The organism is Streptomyces sp. NPDC059037 (assembly GCF_042740015.1).
GTDB lineage: Bacteria > Actinomycetota > Actinomycetes > Streptomycetales > Streptomycetaceae > Streptomyces.
This window is the reverse complement of sequence record NZ_JBHYIG010000061.1, coordinates 19,442-35,969: the sequence shown is the minus strand read 5'-3', so window position 1 is coordinate 35,969 and position 16,528 is coordinate 19,442. Positions and strand designations below refer to the sequence as shown.

Annotated in this window: 15 protein-coding genes, 1 tRNA gene and 1 pseudogene; 7 read left to right on the top strand and 10 right to left on the bottom strand. The window is 68.9% G+C overall.

What is annotated here, in order from left to right:
* The 8 genes and pseudogenes from ACFWY6_RS15545 to ACFWY6_RS15510 all read right to left on the bottom strand — a co-directional run.
* Nucleotides 1–222 (bottom strand): annotated as a pseudogene (locus ACFWY6_RS15545) (hypothetical protein); the annotation flags it as partial.
* Entirely contained in the window at nt 219–656 is a 438-nt protein-coding gene (locus ACFWY6_RS15540) for an acyl-CoA thioesterase (protein ID WP_384689798.1), read from the bottom strand. The gene ACFWY6_RS15540 and the pseudogene ACFWY6_RS15545, both read right to left, overlap by 4 nt.
* A gap of 7 nt (nt 657–663) precedes the next feature.
* Complete coding sequence (ettA, locus tag ACFWY6_RS15535; RefSeq protein WP_384689795.1) at nt 664–2,328, bottom strand: energy-dependent translational throttle protein EttA; 1,665 nt, start codon at nt 2,326–2,328, stop codon at nt 664–666.
* Nucleotides 2,329–2,508: 180 nt separating this feature from the next.
* Nucleotides 2,509–2,916: a hypothetical protein gene (locus ACFWY6_RS15530; RefSeq protein ID WP_384689792.1), complete on the bottom strand. Its 408-nt coding sequence runs from the start codon at nt 2,914–2,916 to the stop codon at nt 2,509–2,511.
* A gap of 214 nt (nt 2,917–3,130) precedes the next feature.
* A complete protein-coding gene (locus ACFWY6_RS15525; protein WP_384689789.1) occupies nt 3,131–4,486 on the bottom strand; it encodes a Cys-Gln thioester bond-forming surface protein in 1,356 nt (451 codons plus the stop codon).
* A gap of 396 nt (nt 4,487–4,882) precedes the next feature.
* Complete coding sequence (locus ACFWY6_RS15520; RefSeq protein ID WP_266866842.1) at nt 4,883–5,302, bottom strand: single-stranded DNA-binding protein; 420 nt, start codon at nt 5,300–5,302, stop codon at nt 4,883–4,885.
* 159 nt (nt 5,303–5,461) lie between these two features.
* Nucleotides 5,462–7,372 carry a GTPase gene (locus ACFWY6_RS15515; protein ID WP_384689786.1) on the bottom strand — a complete coding sequence of 637 codons (1,911 nt, stop codon included), beginning with the start codon at nt 7,370–7,372 and terminating at the stop codon, nt 5,462–5,464.
* The gene (locus tag ACFWY6_RS15510; protein WP_384689783.1) at nt 7,369–9,006 is read right to left on the bottom strand and encodes a dynamin family protein; all 1,638 of its coding nucleotides are present in this window, start codon (nt 9,004–9,006) and stop codon (nt 7,369–7,371) included. Before ACFWY6_RS15510 ends, ACFWY6_RS15515 begins: the two co-directional genes overlap by 4 nt.
* Before the next feature lie 306 nt (nt 9,007–9,312).
* Here ACFWY6_RS15510 and ACFWY6_RS15505 point away from each other — a divergent pair.
* A tRNA-Arg gene (locus ACFWY6_RS15505) sits at nt 9,313–9,385 on the top strand.
* A gap of 1,430 nt (nt 9,386–10,815) precedes the next feature.
* Here ACFWY6_RS15505 and ACFWY6_RS15500 read toward each other — a convergent pair.
* On the bottom strand, nt 10,816–12,165 hold the full coding sequence (locus ACFWY6_RS15500; RefSeq protein WP_384689779.1) for a hypothetical protein: 1,350 nt from the start codon (nt 12,163–12,165) through the stop codon (nt 10,816–10,818).
* Between the two features lie 25 nt (nt 12,166–12,190).
* Nucleotides 12,191–12,637 (bottom strand): DNA-processing protein DprA, encoded by a 447-nt coding sequence (locus ACFWY6_RS15495; protein WP_384689776.1) that lies wholly within the window; start codon nt 12,635–12,637, stop codon nt 12,191–12,193.
* A 162-nt stretch (nt 12,638–12,799) separates the two neighbouring features.
* On the opposite strand from ACFWY6_RS15495, the gene ACFWY6_RS15490 reads away from it, so the two are divergent.
* From ACFWY6_RS15490 to tgmC, 6 genes are read left to right on the top strand one after another with little or no spacing between them, the layout of a single operon-like run.
* Nucleotides 12,800–12,982, top strand: a complete 183-nt coding sequence (locus ACFWY6_RS15490) for a hypothetical protein (protein WP_384689773.1) — start codon at nt 12,800–12,802, stop codon at nt 12,980–12,982.
* Between the two features lie 10 nt (nt 12,983–12,992).
* Nucleotides 12,993–13,406 carry an ATP-binding protein gene (locus ACFWY6_RS15485; protein ID WP_384689770.1) on the top strand — a complete coding sequence of 138 codons (414 nt, stop codon included), beginning with the start codon at nt 12,993–12,995 and terminating at the stop codon, nt 13,404–13,406.
* Nucleotides 13,400–13,936 (top strand): hypothetical protein, encoded by a 537-nt coding sequence (locus tag ACFWY6_RS15480; RefSeq protein ID WP_384689767.1) that lies wholly within the window; start codon nt 13,400–13,402, stop codon nt 13,934–13,936. Before ACFWY6_RS15485 ends, ACFWY6_RS15480 begins: the two co-directional genes overlap by 7 nt.
* A 54-nt stretch (nt 13,937–13,990) precedes the next feature.
* Nucleotides 13,991–14,254: a putative ATP-grasp-modified RiPP gene (gene tgmA, locus ACFWY6_RS15475; RefSeq protein WP_384689764.1), complete on the top strand. Its 264-nt coding sequence runs from the start codon at nt 13,991–13,993 to the stop codon at nt 14,252–14,254.
* 1 nt (nt 14,255) lies between these two features.
* Nucleotides 14,256–15,218 (top strand): ATP-grasp ribosomal peptide maturase, encoded by a 963-nt coding sequence (gene tgmB / locus ACFWY6_RS15470; protein ID WP_384689761.1) that lies wholly within the window; start codon nt 14,256–14,258, stop codon nt 15,216–15,218.
* Complete coding sequence (gene tgmC / locus ACFWY6_RS15465) at nt 15,215–16,363, top strand: ATP-grasp peptide maturase system methyltransferase (RefSeq protein ID WP_384689758.1); 1,149 nt, start codon at nt 15,215–15,217, stop codon at nt 16,361–16,363. The genes tgmB and tgmC overlap by 4 nt, the downstream gene beginning before the upstream one ends.
* Nucleotides 16,364–16,528 lie beyond the last annotated feature (165 nt).

Below are 16,528 nucleotides of genomic sequence, written 5' to 3'. Positions count from 1 at the left end.
CCTTGCGAGGTGGTGGACTTGCTGTTCGAGTGTGTGCTCCTCCCCACACCACCACTCCGACCCCCCCCCCCCCCACGACGGCGGCCGCCCGAACACGGCGAGGGTCTCCCCCGCCGCCTGCAGCCGCACCGCCGCGGCCTTGTCGTAGTGGATCAGCCGCGCCAGAAAGGCGGCGAGGTCCGCCGCCTCCCCGGCATCGGCGAAGTGCAGCTGCGCCGTCATGCGACGAGCGCCTCCGCACCACCGGCGCTGTCGTCCATGTACTCCTCGAGCACCGCACGCTCCTCGGCGGTGATCCGCCGGGGCCGCTGCGCCTCCAGGTTGAACGGGACGACGACCGTCGAGGCCCGCACATACACCTGCTCGGGGTCCTTGACCTCGTACGCGATGGTGAGCGAGGCAGCGCCTATCTTCGTCACCCACGACTCGATGGTCACCGGCGAGTGCCGGTGGACCAACGGCCGTACGTAGTCGATCTCATGACGGGCCACGACGGACCCGCCCGAGAACGACGGGCTGCCGTCCCCCGGTGCGAGCCGGAACATGAAGTCGATCCGCGCCTCTTCCAAGTACCGCAGGAAGACAGCGTTGTTGACGTGCCCGAAGGCATCCATGTCCGACCACCGGAGGGGGCAACTGTAGATATGCCGACTCATGTCAGTCTCAGCCCCGGGTGAGCTTCTTGTACGTGGCACGGTGCGGACGCACGGCGTCGGCACCCAGGCGGTCGATCTTGTTCTTCTCGTACGACTCGAAGTTGCCCTCGAACCAGTACCACTTGGAGTCACCCTCGTAGGCGAGGATGTGCGTGGCGACCCTGTCGAGGAACCACCGGTCGTGGGAAATGACCACAGCCGCACCCGGGAATTCCAGAAGCGCGTTCTCAAGCGACGACAGAGTCTCGACGTCCAGGTCGTTCGTCGGCTCGTCGAGGAGGAGCAGGTTGCCGCCCTCCTTGAGGGTCAGCGCCAGGTTGAGACGGTTGCGCTCACCACCGGAGAGCACACCGGCAGGCTTCTGCTGGTCAGGCCCCTTAAAACCAAAAGCACTGACATACGCCCGCGAGGGCATCTCGACCTGCCCGACATTGATGTAGTCGAGCTCATCGCTCACGACGGCCCAGAGCGTCTTCTTCGGGTCGATGTTGGCGCGACCCTGGTCGACGTACGAGACCTTGACCGTGTCGCCGACCTTGATGCTGCCGGAGTCCGGCGTCTCCAGGCCCTGGATCATCTTGAACAGCGTGGTCTTGCCCGCACCGTTCGGACCGATGATGCCGACGATGCCGTTGCGAGGCAGCGAGAAGCTCAAATCATCGACGAGCACCTTGTCGCCAAAGGCCTTCGACAGATTCTCGACCTCGACGACGATCGAGCCGAGCCGCGGACCCGGCGGAATCTGGATCTCCTCAAAGTCCAGCTTCCGCATCTTGTCCGCCTCGGCGGCCATCTCCTCGTAGCGCGCCAGACGCGCCTTGGACTTGGCCTGCCGCCCCTTGGCGTTCGACCGCACCCACTCGAGCTCTTCCTTCAGGCGCTTCGCACGCTTGGCGTCCTTCTGCCCCTCGACCTTGAGGCGGGCGGCCTTCTTCTCCAGGTACGTGGAGTAGTTGCCCTCGTAGGGGTGGGCGCGGCCGCGGTCGAGCTCGAGGATCCACTCGGCGACGTTGTCGAGGAAGTACCGGTCGTGAGTGACCGCTACGACGGCGCCGGCGTACTTGGAGAGGTGCTGCTCCAGCCAGTTCACCGACTCGGCGTCGAGGTGGTTGGTGGGCTCGTCGAGGAGGAGCAGGTCGGGCGCCTCGATGAGGAGCTTGCAGAGCGCGACGCGGCGCTTCTCGCCACCGGAGAGGTTGGTGACGGGCCAGTCGCCGGGCGGGCAGCCGAGCGCGTCCATGGCCTGCTCGAGCTGGGCATCAAGATCCCACGCGTTGGCGTGATCGAGATCCTCCTGAAGCTTGCCCATCTCTTCCATGAGCGCGTCGGAGTAGTCGGTGGCCATGAGCTCGGCGACCTCGTTGAAGCGCTTGAGCTTGCCCATGATCTCGGCGGCGCCGTCCTGGACGTTCTCAAGAACGGTCTTCGACTCGTCGAGCTGCGGCTCCTGCATGAGGATGCCGACGCTGTAACCGGGCGAGAGGAAGGCGTCACCGTTGGACGGCTGCTCAAGACCGGCCATGATCTTCAGCACCGTGGACTTACCGGCGCCGTTGGGGCCCACGACACCGATCTTCGCGCCAGGAAGGAAGCTCAAGGTGACGTCATCGAGGATCACCTTGTCGCCGTGCGCCTTGCGCGTCTTGCGCATGGTGTAGATGTACTCAGCCAAGAGAAACCGTCCGGCAATCAGTGAGTGGGCAGATACACCCCATCTTGCCTGACGGCCACCTCCCGGAGGAAACCAGTACTGGGCGGAGGCCGTGACCTGGACGTTCCTGGCACGCGACGGTAAGTGAACTGTCACCGTCTGTCGTCATCGGCCCGTCCAGTCCCGGCCCGCCCGTTCCCGTCACGCAGCGTCGATGGCTGCGGTGATCTTGCGGGTCATGTCGGTCATGGTGGGGCTGGGGCCGCCCTTGCGGGCCTGGGCGGCCGTTTCGAGGGCGACGGTGATGATGGCGCGGAAGTTGTCGGCCTCTGCCGGGTTCTGCTTCTTGAGGAGGGTCGTGGCGGCCGTCAGGGCGGGCAGGACCGTGTCGGCGAGTTCGGCCACCGACTTGCCGCCGAGGTCGCCGACCTTGGAGTTCTCGGCGAGGACGTAGCCGACGGGGCCCGTCGCCGAGGCCAGGGCTATGGAGCCCTGCGTGGCGATCTTGTGGGGCGAGCCGGCCGCGTCGGCGGCGGCCAGGAGCGAGACGGCTCCGTAGGCGGCGGTGCGGAGGGTGAGCTTGTCCTGGTCGGTGAAGGTGACGGACATGGTGGCGTACTCCTTGGTGTGAGCGGCCCCTGCCGGGCTTTCCCGGCGGGTGCTTGCTTTGTTGATGAGCAAGACTCTGCCGGGAGGTCCTGACACCACACCCACAGCGCGCTGACAGCTGCTGACAGCGCCTGACAGGGGGACTCTGCCCCTGTCAGCAGGCAACGCAAAGGGCGCGCCGCCATGCTCGCGACGCGCCCCGACTGCCCTGCGTCTACTGCTCGTCGGTCGGCGCCTGTGCCGGGGCCTTCTTCTTGCGCAGGAGGAACATCGCCGCGCCGCCCAGCACCACCATGACCACCGCTATCCCGGCGATCATCGGCGTCGCGCTGGAGCCGCCGGTCGCCGCGAGGTCGTCGCCGCCCGTGCCGCCGCCCGCCGACGCGGGGCTCGGGTCGGGCAGGGGCTGGGTCTTGTTGCCGATCGTGCTGCCCTCGGTACGGCAGTCGAGTACGCCCTTGAAGCGCTTCTCGAAGCCGTTCGGCCCCTTGATCGTGAAGTCGTAGGGCTGGTCCTCCTGCAGCGGGATCGTCACCGTCCGCGACGTACCCGCCTCGATGGTGTGCTTGAAGCCCATGAGGCGGAAGGTGAACGGCTGGTCGCCCTTGTTGCTCGCCGTGATGTCCACGCCGCTCTTGGCGCAGTTCTTCTCCGCCGACAGGGCGGGTATCGCGCCCTTCTTGGCCCAGGACGCGCTCGCCGTCGCGGAGACCGTGGACTCGCTGGAGCCCGCCAGGATCTGTGTCTGGCTACTCGTCTCGGAGGCGAAGGCCCTGCCGACCGGCACCGTGGTCGTCGCCTGGACGGTGAGCGCCGCCGAGCCGTCCGGGGTGTCCTTGGGGACGTCGAAGAACAGCTGGCTGCCGTTGACCGCGGACGTGACGGGCTTGCCGTTCCTGCCGACGATCTTGACGCCGCTGACCGCGGAGTCGGCGGGCGGCGTCACGGACACGGCGTCCGCGTCGGTGCGCACGGTGACCGGACCGAGCCGCTCCCCCGCGCGCCCGGAGACCGCGGGCGGGTCGAGCGTCAGGGACGCCTTGGGCTCCGTCGTGGCGCGGGCGCTCTTGTAGAGGTAGTCCGCGAGCTTCTCGGCCTGCGGGTCGACCGCGTCCACGTCGGCGCCGTCCGAGTAGCGCCAGATCGCCACCTGGGTGCCGGCCGCCGCCGACTGCTCGGTGAGCGTCCTCGCGCCGGCCTTTCGCGCGAGCGCGGCGAGGTCGTTGACCTGCGGGTAGGAGTTCTGCAGGATCCAGCGGATGCGGCCCGCGTCCTTGTTGCCGTTCAGCGAAGTGCCGCTCCAGGGGGTCTCCTGGTACTTGGCGTCCTTCTGCGTCGGGTTGTGGATGTCGATGCAGTAGCTCTGCAGGGTGCCGCCGCCGTCCACCGACATCTCGAAGAGTCCGGCGGGGACCTGCTGGCTCGTGCCGCCGTCACGGATGACGGCCTGGTCGTACGTCTGGAGCCCGCCCAGCGTCGCGGTGGCGCCCCCCTGGTGCTGCGGGACCTCGTCAGCCGCGGCCGCACCCGCGCCGGCTATCGCGCCCGCCGCAAGGAGCCCGGTCGCCAAGGTCAGCGCGGCGACGCGGGACGTGCCCCGTCTACGCGAGGACGGCTCGGTGCACGCGGAGCCCGCAGAGAAAACAGAACGCGCAAAAGACACAGAATTCCCCTCCGGACGGGACCCGTTCGCATCGAGGGGGGTGGTCCCGCCAGCCGGTTGAAAGGGGCAGAATCACCTGCCACCTGCGTGGCATCCACTGCCAACTGCCCCGTGAGCTACGTCCGGCATCCTAGAGACGCGGCAGACCACGATCCCCAGTAGTGCCATTCGATAACCGATCCGAATCGGAATCGTTATCGCCAACACCCCTGCTGGGCTGGGCTTATCGACAAATCAACGGCACCCATTCGCCGATAAGCCGCACATCGGTCGCCCACCTCGACCCCCGGCACTGACGGACCATCACCCCACCGGTTCGGGCTCCGCCTCACGCGCCGACGCCGGATCCGTGAGCGCCGGGTTCGCCTTGAGCACGCGCCGGAACGCCGCCGTGCCGCGCGAGAGATCGTGGCCGACGGTCGTCGCGTCGATGTCCGCCGACGTCCAGTGCTGTCCGCCCCGCTCCTCGTCGCGCACCTTCAACCTCCCCTGCACGACGACCGGTTCACCGATCGTCAGGGACGCCTGCACATTCGTGCCGAGCGATCGCCTCGCCCACACCGTGAAGAAGTTGGTGTGCCCGTCGGCCCAGACTTTCTGCACGGCGTCGTAGTGCCGCGAGGTCACCGCGAGCCGGAACCGTGACACCGGCCCGGAGGCCAGCTCCCGGAACACGGGTGTCGTCGCGACATTCCCCACCACCGTCACCAAGGTCTCGTTCATGATCCGAACCCCTCCCTCGTCCACTCCACTCCGCCTGCGCGGCTGTGATCTCAGAGTGCACGCGTCCGGACCTGCCCGCTGAGCCCTGTGGTCTACCCACCAGTTGTGGACAACTCCCTCACCCGATCGAGGGCCAACCAGGGCCCAGCCGCCCTCCGTTCACCCCACGCCCGCCCCCATCACCCGCACGTACTGCTCCCGCACCTCCAGGTACCGCAGCAGCTCCGCCGCCACCGGATCGAGCACCCGCGCGCGCCCGCACCCGGTGGCCGCCTCCCGCAGTCTTCGTTCCGCGTCCAGGCCGTAGCGCCGCGCCGGTCCCCGCGCCGCCATCCGGCTCGCCCACTCCACGCCCGGGCCGCCCACGATGCCCGCCAGCATCAGCAGCACCGGCACCCCCAGGTTCGGTGAGGCGACCCCGATGATCTGCGCCACCAGCCAGAGCCCGCCGAGGACTTGGAGCAGTGTCATCGCCGCCTGCGCGAACACCGCGACCGGCCACCAGCCGGGCCGCGGCGGCCGCCCCCTCGGCACCCCGGCCTTCGCGGTCAGCTCGTCCAGCGCCTCCGACAGCCCCTCCGCCCCGCGCGCGGCCGCCTCCCGCACGGCCTGCCCCCAGGGCGTGGGCAGCCCCGACGCCGCCTCGTCGGCCACCATACGTACGGCGTTCTCGACCCGCTGGCGGGCCGTGGCCTCCTCGTCCGGCGGAGGGTCCGGCACCGGCCAGCCGACGTACCGCGGCGTGCGCTGCGCCTCGTACCAACGCCAAAGGCGCAGCCACGGCGTGCCGCACGCCTTGCCCGCGTTGCGCCGCCAGGCCCGTTCCGCCGCCTGCCCGGCGGCCGCCGCGCCCACCGCGTCCGCGAGCCGGTCGGCGAACTCGTCGCGCGCCTCCTCGCTGAGCCCGATGCGCCGCGTGCTCCGCCCACCGGAAGGACCGGCGGCGTACACCGGCCACAGCCGGTCGGCCGCGGCGTCCAGGTCGGCCTCGATCCGCCGGGCGGCGGCCCCGCGCTCCCGGGTGAACTGGCCGAGGGACTCGCGCAGTTCACCGATCCCCTCGCCGGTCAGGGCGGACAGCGCGAGGACGGTGGCGCCGGGGTCGCCGTGCTCGCCCAGTGCGATGCCGTCCTCGTCGAGCAGCCGCCGCAGATCGTCGAGCACCAGGTCGGCGGCCTCGCCCGGCAGCCGGTCCACCTGGTTGAGCACGACGAAGGTGACCTCGGCGTGGCCCGCCATGGGCCGCAGATAGCGCTCGTGCAGCATCGCGTCGGCGTACTTCTCCGGGTCGACGACCCAGATGACCGCGTCGACGAGCCCGAGGATCCGGTCCACGTGCTCGCGGTGCTCGGCGACCGCCGAGTCGTGGTCCGGCAGGTCGATCAGGACGAGCCCCTGCAGCGTCTTTGCGTCGGGCCCTTGGAGCGGGCGCCTGCGCAGCCGCCCGGGGATGCCGAGCCGGTCGAGGAGGGGCGCCGCGCCGTCGGTCCAGCTGCAGCCGATGGGCGCCGCGGTGGTCGGCCTGCGCACCCCGGCCTCCGAGATCGTCACCCCGGCAAGGGCGTTGAACAGCGTCGACTTGCCGCTGCCGGTGGCGCCCGCGATGGCGACGACGGTGTGCCGGTCGGAGAGCCTGCGCCGGGCGGCCGCCTCGTCGAGCACCCGGCCCGCCTCGGCGAGGGTGGCGCTGTCGAGGCGGGTGCGGGAGAGCCCGACGAGTTCCCGCAGGGCGTCGAGCCGGTCGCGCAGGGGCCCGTCGTACGCGGTCGACGTGCCGGACGTCTGAGCGGCGGACGAGCTGGTTCCGGAAGTCCCCGTGTCCGTCGGGACGTACCCCTCGGTGGCGCTGTCCGCCCCCCGTTCGGGGCCGCGGCGGGCGATGAGCCCGTCGTCCCACACGCCTTCGGAGCCGCGGCCAGCGTCCCCCGAAGCCCCCGTCTCCTCGACCCCTTCGGAACGCTCGTCACGCTCGCGCTCGTGTTCGTGTTCATGCTCGCGCTCGTGTTCACACTCATGCTCGCGCTCGTGCTCGTGCTCGGTGTGATCCGTGACGGCAGTCACCGCGGTCACCTCTCCTTCTGCAGTACGGACAGCGCGGCGATCAGTTCGGCCTGGGGTTCGGGGTTCACGTCGAGGGCGTCGAGGGGGGCGAGGCGTCGTTCCCGTTCCGCGCCGAGGACGGTGTCGAGGTAGCTGGTGAGCAGGCGCCCGCCCCGGTCCCGCAGCCGGAGCGCGCCATGGGCGCCGATCCGTTCGGCGAGCGTCTCGCCCCCCGAACGGCCGCGGCGGCCGCCGAGCAGCGCGGTGGCGAGCAGGGCGGCCACCGACTCGGGGTCGGGGACGAGGTTCTTCTCCAGCCTGTCGAGCCCTCGGACCTCGTCCTCGGCGTACTCCTCAAGGACGCGCCGCCAGCGCCGCACCGCCATGCCGATGCGGTCCTCCGCGCTCTCGGGGACGCGGAGGCGGTCCATGAGCCCGGGGGCGCCGGCGGCCGGCTCGCGCCGCCACGCGTCGTCGATCCGCTCGTCGGCGGCGGTCACCGCGCACAGCAGCAGCGCCTCCAGACTCTCGCCGACGGCGTCGAGCAACTCCCCGGCACCGCAGTCCAGGGGATAGCTGCGCCAGCGCTTCAGGGCGTCCCCGGCGAGCACGGCCCCGTCCTGCAACCGCTCCCGCACGCGCGCGTGCTCGCTCTCGTACGCCTCGTCGACGGCGGAGGTGAGCCGCAGGGCGGCCGCGTACTGCGCGGCGACGGCTCCGGCGAGCTCCGGCAGCCGTACGTCGAGGGACTGGATGACGCCGCGCGCGGTCCGTGCGATCGCCTGCGCACGGGCCCTGGGCTCCTGCGACCGGTGGGTGAGCCAGGCGCGCAGGGACGCGACGGCGGTGACCGGAAGCAGCCCTCCGCCGCCGGCGGACTCGGGCAGCTCGGGCACGGTGAACAGCGGCACGTCGCCCAGGCCCGCCTTGGTGAGCAGCGCCGCGTACTGCCGCGAGACCTCGGTCACCAACTGGTGCGGCACCCGGTCGAGGACGGTGACGAGGGTCGCGTCATGCTCCTTGGCGGTACGCAGCAGATGCCAGGGCACGGCGTCGGCGTACCGGGACGCGGTCGTCACCATGACCCAGACATCGGCCGCGGAGATCAGCTCGGCGGCAAGGATGCGGTTCTCGGAGATGAGCGAGTCGATGTCGGGCGCGTCGAGGAGCGCGAGCCCCTTGGGCAGGGTCTCCACGGTCTCGATCCGCAGCGCGCGCTCGCCGTCCGCCCCGAGCGGCGCGAGGAGATCGTCGGCCTCTTCCTCCCCGTCGGCGGGTTCCGGCCGGGGGACCCACACGCGCGTGAGGTCGGGCAGTACGCGCATCCCGGCGAACCAGTGATGGTCCTCCGGATGGCATACGAGGACGGGCGTACGGGTGGTCGGCCGCAGCACCCCCGCCGCGCTGACCTGCCGCCCGAGCAGAGAGTTCAGGAGGGTCGATTTCCCCGCCCCGGTGGACCCCCCGATCACCGCGAGCAGCGGCGCTTCGGGGGCCCGCAACCGGGGCACCAAGTAGTCGTCGAGCTGCGCGAGTAGCTCGTCGCGGTTGGCACGCGCGCGTGGCGCCCCCGCGAGGGGGAGCGGAAAGCGTGCGGCGGCGACACGCTCGCGCAGGGCGGAGAGTGCGTCGAGCAGTTGAGGCGGTACGTCCAAGGTCACCACATGCGAAGAATGCCCAATTTTGGCGGCTTTCTGAAGCATATGGACGTCCCTGCGCGCCGATCGGACACAAGGGACGGAAGGGGCGACTGGGGCGCAGGCATAACGAGTGCACAACACCCGGGGCGCGAGACGCCAAAAGCGATGCAGGATTCGTACCTGCCTGCGATTATCAGGACCGCTTCACCGAACCTCCACATAGTGCCGCGGAGGCGAAGCACCAGGGACAAGGACCCCGGAGCCCTATCCTTGTCCCCGGCAAGGTCACGGCTCGCCCCACCCGGGCTCCAGGCCACCGGCCACCACCCGGCCCCCGTAGCTCAGTGGATAGAGCAGGCGCCTTCTAAGCGCTTGGCCGCAGGTTCGAGTCCTGCCGGGGGCGCACAGTCCGTACGCGTTCGGCCCTCCTCTCTGGGAGGGCCTTTTTGCTGGTCGGGGCAACGTAGCGGGTGGCGGGTAGCGGACGCGTAAGCGCCGGACCGCCCCCAGGCCAGCGTGGGAAGGGTCCGACGCTGTCCGACTGCTGCCGGGTTTCTGCGGGTGGCCACGGTGAATACGCGGAGACGCGCGCCTGAGCCGCCCACTCCCCGTCGACCCATCGGGGGCTCGTCCTACCGCTCAGTCAGCTCAGGCTTACGGGCCGCCCCTCAGGCCCGGCGGGCGACCGACCGGCGAGCGCGAGAGGCGTCTGGAGCCGCCCGGAGTCCACGGCGTCCCAACAGTCGGGGAGGTCGCGCGTGACCGCGGCCTAGGGGCCGATGCAGCGCTGAGCCAGCGGCACAGGGCCACCTAGGACGGTCGCCTGCGCTCTCACAGAACAGAACCCGAGTTCCTGTCACATTGGTCTGCACATCTGTCGCAGTTGTCTCAATGGTTTGGCGGTGCGCAGCCTGAAGGTCTTTAAGGAAAGTCGTTCAGGGGGACGGGGCACATGTTGATTTGGCAGGCATGCCTATGGGGCTTGGTGGGCGCGGGTTTCGTCGAGGCATGGGACTTACACACAGCAATTCGTCAAGCGAAGGGATTTCCCTGGAAGGGGAAGGATCCTCTCACGCTCACTGAGTACCTTGTCTCGATAAGCATCCGCATGGGCCTAGGTGCTGGATTAGGCGCCGCATTCGCGCAGACGGGGCAAGTGTCAGGAGCCGTGGGTTTCGTCGCTATTGGTGTTGCGGCCCCGAAAGTCCTCGAACAGCTCGCCCTTCAGGGGGATCCCCAACCTTCAGGGAGAGATCCTTCCCCCCAGATCGACCCAGCAACCATGACCCCGGCCCTGGCCGTGGGTAGCGCCCCATCGATATCAGAGAGCGCGGTACTAGTCGACTCACGAGAAGGAGAGTCCACCGATGTCGGGTAGGCGCGGTTCTTTCGGGGAAAACGTCTGGGCAAACGTCACCCGAACCGGTGGCGTATTTACCACAGGTAGCAGCCAGAACGGAATCAGTCAGAACAGTTCAGAAAGTGAAGAACTGTCTATGCATCTGAACGAACTTCGACGACTGTTAACGCAGCATCGAGAGACATTATCCAATTGCGAGCAGATGCTGGAAATGGTTCACGAACTGGAAATCCAGCTGGCGTCCCCGCACCCAAATCTGACTGTCATTTGGAGCCTCGTGACTGCGTTGGCTGCCGGATCTTCGGGAGTCCCAGCTGCCCTCATAGCAGTGGGAAGTCTTGCTCAGTCCATTTCAAGTCTCCTCTAGAAAGCGACACTTCCCGTCTAAGAACGGCTAACACAATGAGCTGAGTTGTCGGTAGGTGATGAGGCAGCAGGCCCGGTCTCGCCGTGCCCCCGCTTCGTATCGGCGATTAGGCGCCGAGCGAGTCGATCATGTGGTCGTCGAGGTCGGCCACGAAGTCTTCTTGTCGCCACTGACGTAGGTCACGGCGAGCCCGACGTAGGCGAATCACGGCTACTCGCCCGCCGGTCGAGGTGGCTGCGTCGACGCAACCGCGCAACAGGTCTGCGGCCGACCGCGGGTCGTCAAGGCGGATGCGCGCGAGCGCCTGGTCGGTCGACACGATCGCCCGCTGCACTCGTTCTCGCGGGGCGACAAGCGAGGCTGCCGATCGGGCGAAGTAGTCGTGTGCCTCGCCGGGGTCTCCGATGTACAGCGATGTGACGCCCTCGAACCCTCGCAAGTGGGCGGGCGAGAACGAGCTCGTCGCCGGGTCGCCGTCGCGGTCGCCGTCCATGTCGTACCAAGCAAGGGCGAGTGCTGCCTGCGCCTGCCGTTCAAACGCAGTGCCGCCGCGGGCCGCGATCTCCGCCTGCAAGGCGTGTGCGCGGGATCGGATCGTGACGCTCGCGCCGGCTCGGGCGTCGCGTACCGCAGCGTCGACGAGAGCTCGCGCCGGTTCAAGGCCCGGCGTCGAGTACAGGGTGACGAGCGCATGACTCATATGAACCACGGCGCGACGCCATGGGGCGCCGGTGCCGCCTGCCGCATCGGTCGCCGCGGCATAAAGCGCCTTTGATGCTTCGTCGTCGCGCGTTTCGAAGGCGAACCGGCCAGCGAGCGTGTACGCCTGCGCGGCTAGCGCGTGCAGATCGGCGGCGAAGGCGTCGGGGATCTCGGCTCCGAGCAGGCGCCGGCATGATTCGACTACGGGGGCGAGTAGGAGTTGCAGCCGCACGAATGGGACGCTGCCGATCTGCCCGTTCACGTCTCCGATGACACCGTGCATGGCGGCAAGCAGTTCTGCATCGAGGCGGGCCGGGTCGGCGAGAGCTGCCGAGAGCGCGGCCTGCGTCGAAGGGCCGAGCAGCGCGAGCAGCCCGCCCCCCGCATCCGTCGTGGTACGCACGACGAGCGTCCGTAGCTCACCGAGCCGGCGCTCGCTCTCTCCAAACTGCCGGAGTGCCTCGAGGAGTTCGGCGAAGTCACTGCCGGCACCGAGGGCGGGCTGCCCCGCAACGTCTCGGGCATACAGGTGCGCGAGCAGCAGTTGATACCGCTCACCCGGCAGGATGGGCGCCTTACCGCTCTCCCAACGGGCGACGGACCGCTGCACGCTCGCGACGGTTGAGTCGAGGGGCTGCCCGAGCCGGGCAGCCGCGTCGATGACAGCGCGCGCGGTCTCCGCGAGGGACCAACCGCGAGCGAGCCGTAACCGCTTGAGCGTGGCGGCGCCGACCTGTCTGTCGTGCGCGCTCATGCGCTCATGATGCCCGCAGCCCGCGTCAGATGGGCACGATCAGCCGCGGTTTCCCCTTCTGTGCGCTGTAGTTGATGGTCTGCCAGGTCCCCGAGGTGCCTTCCGGCCCTTCGGCCGGAAACCCGATCACCATGTCTGAGTGATCCACCATCCACCGATTGCGTGCGTGAAAGGCCGGTGTTCGCAGCTCGTCGGCGCCAAGCTCGACAACGTTCGCGATGCGGTTGCGGCACCGGCTGATCGCCTGCCGCGCGTCGGCCGGCTGCTGCTCCACAGTCCCCGGGGCAACGACCGTGATTCGCGACTTCGAGTTCCCTGCCAACCACAGCAGAGACAGACTGTCGATCCCGACCGCGCCACCGATGTAGAACTGCGCCTCGTCGTCTGCGAATGGAGCTAGGTACGAGGTGAACACGTCGGCAAACCAGGTGAGTTCACGATGACTGGTCGACCGGGTTCCGGTAATCGTCACAGCTCGAGGCATTGATCAACTCCGTGTCATAGGTTGTCAGATCCCTTGCCGCAGGCGCCTGCGGTGAGATCGGGGCATGGACGCGAACACGTCGGCCATTCTGGCCGAGTTGCTCAAAGCTCGGGGATTAACCGTCACAAGCGGGAACAATGGATGCTTACCGTGACGAACCCCCTCAACACGACGCTTGTCGAAGCGGTCGGAGACGACAACGGTCGCTACGTCACGGAGTGGGACTACGAGCTTGGCACGGCGGGCGACGAGGCCGGAACGGCCCGGCGGCTCGCGTACCTGATGGGTATCCCGAACGGCGACCGCACAGGCGGCGCCGACCCGCGCACATAAGGCGGCCGCCGTGCAGCAACTCCTCGAACGTGAATTTTCGGCACATCCCGCATCGGTCGGTCGAGCCCGAACGTTCGTCGCCGACGCTCTGAGCGAGTGGTGCCTCGGCGAGCGTGCCAACGAAGTCCGCTTGTGCGTCTCGGAACTCGCGATGAACGCGATCGCCCACGGAACCCCTGTCGGGAACGACTTCCTCGTACGCGTCGCTCTCGCCGACGCTCGCCTGCGCCTCGAGGTGAGCGACGAGGGCAACGGCGTTCCCGAGCTACGCCACAGCGACGAGGACGAGCTCGGCGGGCGGGGCCTCTTTCTCGTCGCCGCGTTCGCTGATGACTGGGGCGTCGCTACGGAGAAGACCGGCAAGACCGTTTGGGCCGAGTTCAAAATTCCCCACACCACACGCCCGGAGGTGATCACGTGGTGACGCCGGCACGTACGCCAGTACCCACGATCTCACCGGCGTTGCTCGCCTCGCTCAGTGCCTGGACATGGATTGGCGCCGACCGCGCCGGTCAACCACTCGGGATCGTGCTGCTCGCCCACCCACCCGCCCGGCGGCGGGGCGAGACCCCCGAGTCGATCGAGCACGACATGCGCCAACTCGCCGACGCGCTCGCCCTCGTCGAGGCCGACAAGCCCTTGACCGACTCGGGCCCGCGCGTCACCAGACACCCCGGCGCCCGCTTGCTCATTCACCCTGCCGGATCGCAGTACGGCATCGAGATTCCGACGCACCCTCGGCTCGTCCGGCTGCTGACGGACCGCAACGAGCTCGCGGTGGCCCTCGGGCTCGACCCCCTCGTGCGCGGCGCCTCGCAGGCTGCCGCCGACCAGTACATCGACACCGGTCTGCCCCGCGGCCGACTCATGTTCGGCAGGGCATGCACGGCACCCTCACCCCTCGCGATCCGAACGATCGCCCCCATTGACCCCCGCCCCTCACTGAACGAGTGAGCCGGTCGGGCAACCGTGAGTCCGTGTCTTCACACCACAGAAGGAGAGCCCAACGTGACCCATACGAAGGCACCTTGGGGCATGTCACGCCTTGCCCCTTACCGCAACCCCGTCGACGTGCCGTACGCCCTACTGACACTCGACGCCGAGAGCCAGACAACCACCTACCGCGACGAGAACGGGCAGCCACTCGCAAGCCCCACGTTGGGCGACATCACGGCGACGTCGCAGTCGACGCAGACCGGCGCCGACGGGGGCGGCGGCAAGCCGCCGGCGCCCGCCGATTCGGACTCCATCCCCGACGAGCAGTCGGACTGACATGCACGAGCCGCCAATTCTTGCCGTGACCTTCCTCGGGGATACCACAGCGGATTTGGTGCTCGCCGAGCTGCACGGCCGAGGTGTCCCGGTCGTGCGGCTCGACCCGGGCGTCGACTTCCCCGCCGACGCCCGCATGAGCGCGCACCTGACCACTCGCGGACTCTCCGGAACCATCCACACCCCGACTCGGAAGATCGGTCTCGACGCCGTCCGCTCGGTCTACTGGCGACGGCCCACCCCCTACGGGGGCACCGGCCCCGGCGTCACCATGGAGGAACAGTTCACCAACTCCCAATCCCGTGCCGGGTACGCAGGGGTGCTCGCCAATCTTCCCGGCGCTCTCTACGTCAACCACCCATGGCGCAACCGCGACGCCGGGTACAAGAACGCGCAGCTCGCTGCCGCCTCGTGTGTAGGCATGTACGTGCCCGAGAGTCTGATCACGACTGACCCGGATGACGCCCGGCGGTTCATCACGGACCGCGGCCCGGCGGTGTACAAGCCGCTTCGCCTCGTTCACCTTCCGGACGACGAAGGCAAGGGGCGCACCGTATGGGTACGTGTCGTCGACGCGGCCGAAGTCGACGAGCGCGTCAGCCTGTGCCCCCACTTCTTTCAGTCCTGCGTCGACAAGGTCGCCGACATACGCCTCGCCGCCGTCGGCGAAGAACTGTTCGCGACCCGGATCGACATCGACGGCGATCACCTGGACTGGCGCGAGGACTACAAGCGGCTCTCGTACAACCCGGTGCCGGTCCCGGCCACCGTACGAACTGCCGTCCGCGCGTTCCTCGACGCTTTCGGGCTCACCTTCGGCGCTTTCGACTTCGCCCTGGACGCCGACGGCCGATGGTGGTTCCTGGAATGCAACCCCAACGGGCAATGGGCGTTCGTGGACGACCCCACCCGCCAAGCCATCACGGAAGCACTCGCAGACACCCTGCAGAAAGGCCGCACATGACTACCGCTGAGGCCCTGCGGCGCCGGCTCGCCGCCACCCTCGCCGAGGACGATTGGCTGCACGACGACGCGTGGCGAGCTGCGGTCGAGACCGAGCCCCGCGAACTCTTCCTCGGCCCTGCCATCCTCAAGCAGTCAGGGCTACCGGCGCCGACCGCGTGGACAGCGCTGCGCCGGGACAGCATCCCCGCCGAGGAATGGCTCGACCTCACGTACAGCAACGAGACGTGGGTGACGCAGATCGACGGCGTACTCGCCGAGAATGCCACCGGCCCCGTCGAAGGCAGTCCGACGTCGTCGTCGACGCTGCCGGGCCTCGTCGTGCAGATGATCGAGCGCGCCAGGGCCAGGCCCGGCGACCGCGTCCTCGAGATCGGCACCGGCACCGGCTACTCGACGGCGCTGCTCTGCAATGTGCTCGGAGCGCAGAACGTGACCTCGATCGAAGTCGACCAGGACGCGGCCGAGCGGGCCCGCAAGGCGCTCGACGAGGCCGGGCACTCGCCGACGCTGATCACGGGCGACGGGCTGCTCGGCGCGCCCGAGGGCGCGCCGTACGACCGGCTGATCGCCGCCTGCTCGGTGCGGTTCGTCCCGTACACATGGCTGCGTCAGATCAAGCCGGGCGGCACGATCCTCGTCACGCTCGCCCGCTGGTCGTTCGGTCACGGTCTCGTGCGCTTGACGGTCGACGACGAGGGCGGGGCGACCGGCCGATTCCTCCCGGGCTACACCTCGTTCATGATTGCCCGGCCGCACGACCACCCGCCGCGCGGCCGACTCGAGTTCCTGCCGGGCGAGGAACGGCCGAGCCGCATCGATCCGACGCAGCTCGACGACTGGACGGGCCGGTTTGTCGGACAGCTCGCCGCGCCCTCAGCCGAGCGGTTCGGAACCGGCGCCGAGCAAATCCTGCTCGACGTCGCCACGGGCTCACAGGCACGGACCCGCCCGGCAGAGCGCGGGGGGTGGATCGTCGAGCAGCGCGGGCCGCTCAAGCTATGGGACGCGATCGAGGACGCGGTCGAGGTCTGGACAGCGGCTGGCTCTCCCCACGTCGAGGCTTTCGGACTCACGATCACTCTCGATGGACAACGCGTGTGGCTCGGCACTCCCGACGGCCCGAGTTGGCGCCTGCCCGTGTGAAGATCCCGCCCCAGTACATCCATGCGCAATGCACATATGTTCGTCGGGGAGCCCATCGGACATGCCGAGCACCCGGTCGAATCACACATCGGCCTGTGCCGGGTCGCACCCCCACGCACACCGGGCGCGGTCCGAGTTCCCTTTGCGCGAAGGCGTCCGGCCAGT

Excerpts from the sequence above, each read along its gene's own strand:
- ACFWY6_RS15540 (WP_384689798.1), bottom strand. The coding sequence starts at position 656 with ATGAGTCGGCATATCTACAGTTGCCCCCTCCGGTGGTCGGACATGGAT.
- ACFWY6_RS15530 (WP_384689792.1), bottom strand. The coding sequence starts at position 2,916 with ATGTCCGTCACCTTCACCGACCAGGACAAGCTCACCCTCCGCACCGCC.
- ACFWY6_RS15520 (WP_266866842.1), bottom strand. The coding sequence starts at position 5,302 with ATGAACGAGACCTTGGTGACGGTGGTGGGGAATGTCGCGACGACACCC.
- ACFWY6_RS15500 (WP_384689779.1), bottom strand. The coding sequence starts at position 12,165 with ATGAGCGCGCACGACAGACAGGTCGGCGCCGCCACGCTCAAGCGGTTA.
- tgmB (WP_384689761.1), top strand. The coding sequence starts at position 14,256 with ATGCACGAGCCGCCAATTCTTGCCGTGACCTTCCTCGGGGATACCACA.
- tgmC (WP_384689758.1), top strand. The coding sequence starts at position 15,215 with ATGACTACCGCTGAGGCCCTGCGGCGCCGGCTCGCCGCCACCCTCGCC.